At 62.6% G+C, this 3,410-nt stretch carries 5 protein-coding genes; 3 read left to right on the forward strand and 2 right to left on the reverse strand.

The window, feature by feature from the left end; translation table 11 throughout:
• Positions 1-315: 315 nt before the first annotated feature.
• Positions 316-576: a hypothetical protein gene (locus tag ON31_RS29655; protein WP_039818404.1), complete on the reverse strand. Its 261-nt coding sequence runs from the start codon at positions 574-576 to the stop codon at positions 316-318.
• A 98-nt stretch (positions 577-674) separates the two neighbouring features.
• Complete coding sequence (locus tag ON31_RS29660; protein WP_051037929.1) at positions 675-965, reverse strand: hypothetical protein; 291 nt, start codon at positions 963-965, stop codon at positions 675-677.
• A gap of 167 nt (positions 966-1,132) precedes the next feature.
• Between ON31_RS29660 and ON31_RS29665 the strand changes: the two genes are divergently transcribed.
• The 3 genes from ON31_RS29665 to ON31_RS29675 all read left to right on the forward strand — a co-directional run bounded on the left by ON31_RS29665 (position 1,133) and on the right by ON31_RS29675 (position 3,125).
• Positions 1,133-2,011: a helix-turn-helix domain-containing protein gene (locus ON31_RS29665; RefSeq protein WP_063821589.1), complete on the forward strand. Its 879-nt coding sequence runs from the start codon at positions 1,133-1,135 to the stop codon at positions 2,009-2,011.
• Between the two features lie 10 nt (positions 2,012-2,021).
• Complete coding sequence (locus ON31_RS29670; protein ID WP_051037931.1) at positions 2,022-2,387, forward strand: DUF397 domain-containing protein; 366 nt, start codon at positions 2,022-2,024, stop codon at positions 2,385-2,387.
• Positions 2,388-2,510: 123 nt separating this feature from the next.
• A complete protein-coding gene (locus tag ON31_RS29675; RefSeq protein ID WP_039818406.1) occupies positions 2,511-3,125 on the forward strand; it encodes a hypothetical protein in 615 nt (204 codons plus the stop codon).
• The last annotated feature ends 285 nt before the right edge of the window (positions 3,126-3,410 follow it).

Below are 3,410 nucleotides of genomic sequence, written 5' to 3' on the forward strand. Positions count from 1 at the left end.
TTCACTACCAGACGAGATACGGATCGATCGGGTCGGTGGCAGAAGGCGTGCTCCTCTCGCACGCATCGGGCATTGCTGCGGCACAGTTCATCTCGCCCGGTTCCTCCTCCTGGGCGCACAGGCCTGGTTCTTCCCAAAGCCGGGAGCACGGGAGCTTCGGCATTCCCGGAGTGACTCGGTCATCGACGGCCACTGTTACTGCTGCGCTGATGGCTAGTTCGGCAGCAACGTGGTCGACTTGGTCCGGGTGCCCTTGGAAATCCAGCGTCAGCGGCCCGGACTCCACGTGCAAGTGCAGAGCCGGGCGTGGCGGGGTCATCGCGCGCTGCCCACGCCGGGGATGAATGCGGCTGTGATTCCCGGCGTGCGATGACGTGGCCACCGGCCCGGAGGATCGAGGGTCCACACATCTACGTGGTAGCGAACCACGTCCATCCAACCGGTCACGTGCATTACCGACGGCACCAGCAGAGCGCTGATCCCCGACAGCTCGAAGCTGGCGAACAGCGAAGCGAAAACGGCATCGGAATCGGTGGCCAGTACCTCGCGCAGTTCGAAGCCCAGCCGCTCGGCCAACCCGACGATCCGCGCAGTCTCGTCGGACTCCGGGTCCGGGCACTTGTCCGTGCGGAAAAGCGCGTACGCCCACGGTCGCCTGAGTACATGGTTGGGCATCACATGCTCCCAACCCGCATCTGGCTTTCCAGCCTCGGCGTACGCGTATCGATTGGACGCGGATCCGACATTGCTTGACCGATCGCTTCGCGCGGCGTCAAGCTCAGGCATCTCGCCAGGTCGGTCAGGTCGGCGACCGCTTCGGCCAGCTGCACAGCCGCCACGGCCTGCTCCGTGGTGACCGTGCGACCGGGCAGCCACGACACCACCCACGCGCCCTGCCCCACCGAGCGCGCACAATGTTCCGTCTGATCGCTCCTGATCAGCGACTCGATCACGTGAATGGCCATCGTGTTTCGATCCCTCCAGACGTTCGAGAAGCACCCGCACGTACGTGACGGGCATCACACCGTCCAGTAATCGTGCATCGCAATCCGATAGAACGCAATGTTTGCGTTTTATCGGATTGTGTTCGACTGTCTTGTTTTCCTGAATGGGATCGAAGAGACTGTGCTCCATGGGCCAAACGCCGTCCCCGCGCATCGCCAGCATCCATCTCCGTCGGCTGGCGAACGAACTGCTCGACCTGCGGGAAGCCGCTGGCCTGAGCCGACAGCACGTACAGGCAGCGACCAAGATCAATGAGGCGACGCTGTACCGGATCGAGGAAGCTCAGGCTCGGCCGCAGCAACGAACCCTGCTGGCACTGATGGACCTGTACCAGGCCGATGAAGCGAAGCGGGCGCTGCTGACCCGCCTGTTCAAGGACTCGATCAAGCGGGGCCTGTTGCTGCCGTATCACGCGAAGCTCCCCGAGCCGTACAACATCTACATCAGCCTCGAGGACGAGGCCGAGCAACTGCGAGCGTTCGAACCGCTGGTCATCCCCGGCTTGCTGCAAACCGAGGACTACGCGCGGGCACTGATAGCCGAGATATCTCCGGACCTTAGCGCAGAAACGATCGACAGCTACGTGCGATCCCGGCTCGACCGGCAGCGCCGACTCAACGGCGAACGCCCATTCAAGCTGTGGGTGATCATCGACGAGCCCGCGCTGCATCGCATCGTCGGCTCACCGGACATCACCCGCGCTCAGCTGCGCCGATTGGTCGACATCGCGGCGCTGCCACATGTGACAGTGCAAGTCATCCCGTATGACTCCGGCGGACATCCCGGTCTGCGGGGTTCCTTCGCTCTCCTCGATTTCGCTGGAGCCGAAGTACCGGAGGTCGTGTACCTCGATACGATGGCCGGCCAGATCTTCGTGGAAGACCGCGGTCAGATTCGCGGCTACGTCGACCAGTTCACGAGGCTGGCAGCGATCGCGCTCAGCCCGGTGAAGTCATCAAGGCTGGTCGCCAGTCTCATCGAGCCGCCGCTCCCGACCGAGAGGTAACCTGCGCTACATGACCACCAAGCCGGATTTCGCAGCCGTGCAGTGGCGAAAGAGTGCCTTCAGCCAGGATGGAAGTGCCTGTGTGGAGTTCGCGTTCGTCGATGCCTTCGTCAGCTTGCGGGACAGTAAGTACGGACGCGACCCACGCAACAAGATCAGCGAACAGCCGACAATCAGCATTCCAGCGAACGAGTGGCATACATTCCTTGGCGCGGTAGTAGGTGAGCAGGCGGCTCCTGCTGGTCTTCACATCCACCGCAACGGAGATGGCGGTGCCACCGTTTCCGATGACCTCGGTGTGGAACTGACCTACACCGCCGTGGAGTGGGACGCGTTCATTGCGGCTGTCACGGTGGATGCGTTCGTCACCGTCTAGCAAGCTGGAGCCGCGCCCCTCGACGGCATGTGGCCGAGTTCGCATCCTTGATCCGCCCGGCACGAAACGATCGATCGCTATCACCCCGGCGTGTCGGGCGCTGTGCAGTTGTAAGCTGCGGCGGTGACGAATTCGGTGATCCCATCGGAACTGGATCTCGATAGTGTTCTCGCCGCCCGTTGGGCAGATCCAGCGACCTTCCCCGCCTCGGAATACGCTCGAGCTGAGCAGTTTTGGCGTGCCCGCCGTGCCGATGACGACCGGCTGCGCGCTCTGCGGAGTCGGGCTGCGGGCATGATTCGGCAGTGGACCGGACGCGACTCCCGCGATGTCGGCTCATTCGGGCTGAAGTTGAATCTGGAAGAAAGTGACCTGGATCTGGGGATCGGCTTCCCAGTGGGTAGCCGTGAGGACCTCATCGCGGCGGTGGAACCGCACACCACCTTCAAAGGGGAGCGCAAGACTCGGTTCTCGACCACGCGGCTGGTTTTCGCTTTCGACGTCGATGGCGTCGAGGTCGATTTGAGCGCGTTGACCGAGGAAGATTTCGCGGTCTCGTGCCGGATGCTCGACGAGATCGAGTCGACAATGACCGAGCCGGAACAGATCGCGCACACGTGGGTAAAGCATCTGCTGCGATCGGCGGGTCGCATGGAGGATTACGCCACGTGGAAGCTGTGCACGTATGCGCGGTTCTGCCCCGAGTTCAACTGGGTTCCGATTACCCAGAAAGCCTGAGCTTGTTCTTTGTGGTCGGGTGACTCGTGCGGGTTGCCAAGTGGGTGGCCAGTGGGCCCCTGGACCTGGTCTTGAGGTTCACGTGCATCCTTGGTCGGGGCACATGATCCAGCGGAGGCCGCCCGTCTGTCCGGCGAACAACCCGAGTGGTTTGAAACAGGTAGACGGACGAATCAGCGCGGAGCGCCGAGAATCTCGGCCAGTCAGACGATGGCGTGATCAGCCGTTTCGCACGAGACTGGTTCACGTGAATCATCGGATGGAGCTGATCGGCGGTGTGGAGAA

The organism is Nocardia otitidiscaviarum NBRC 14405, from assembly GCF_000308635.1.
In the GTDB taxonomy this organism is placed as follows: domain Bacteria; phylum Actinomycetota; class Actinomycetes; order Mycobacteriales; family Mycobacteriaceae; genus Nocardia; species Nocardia otitidiscaviarum.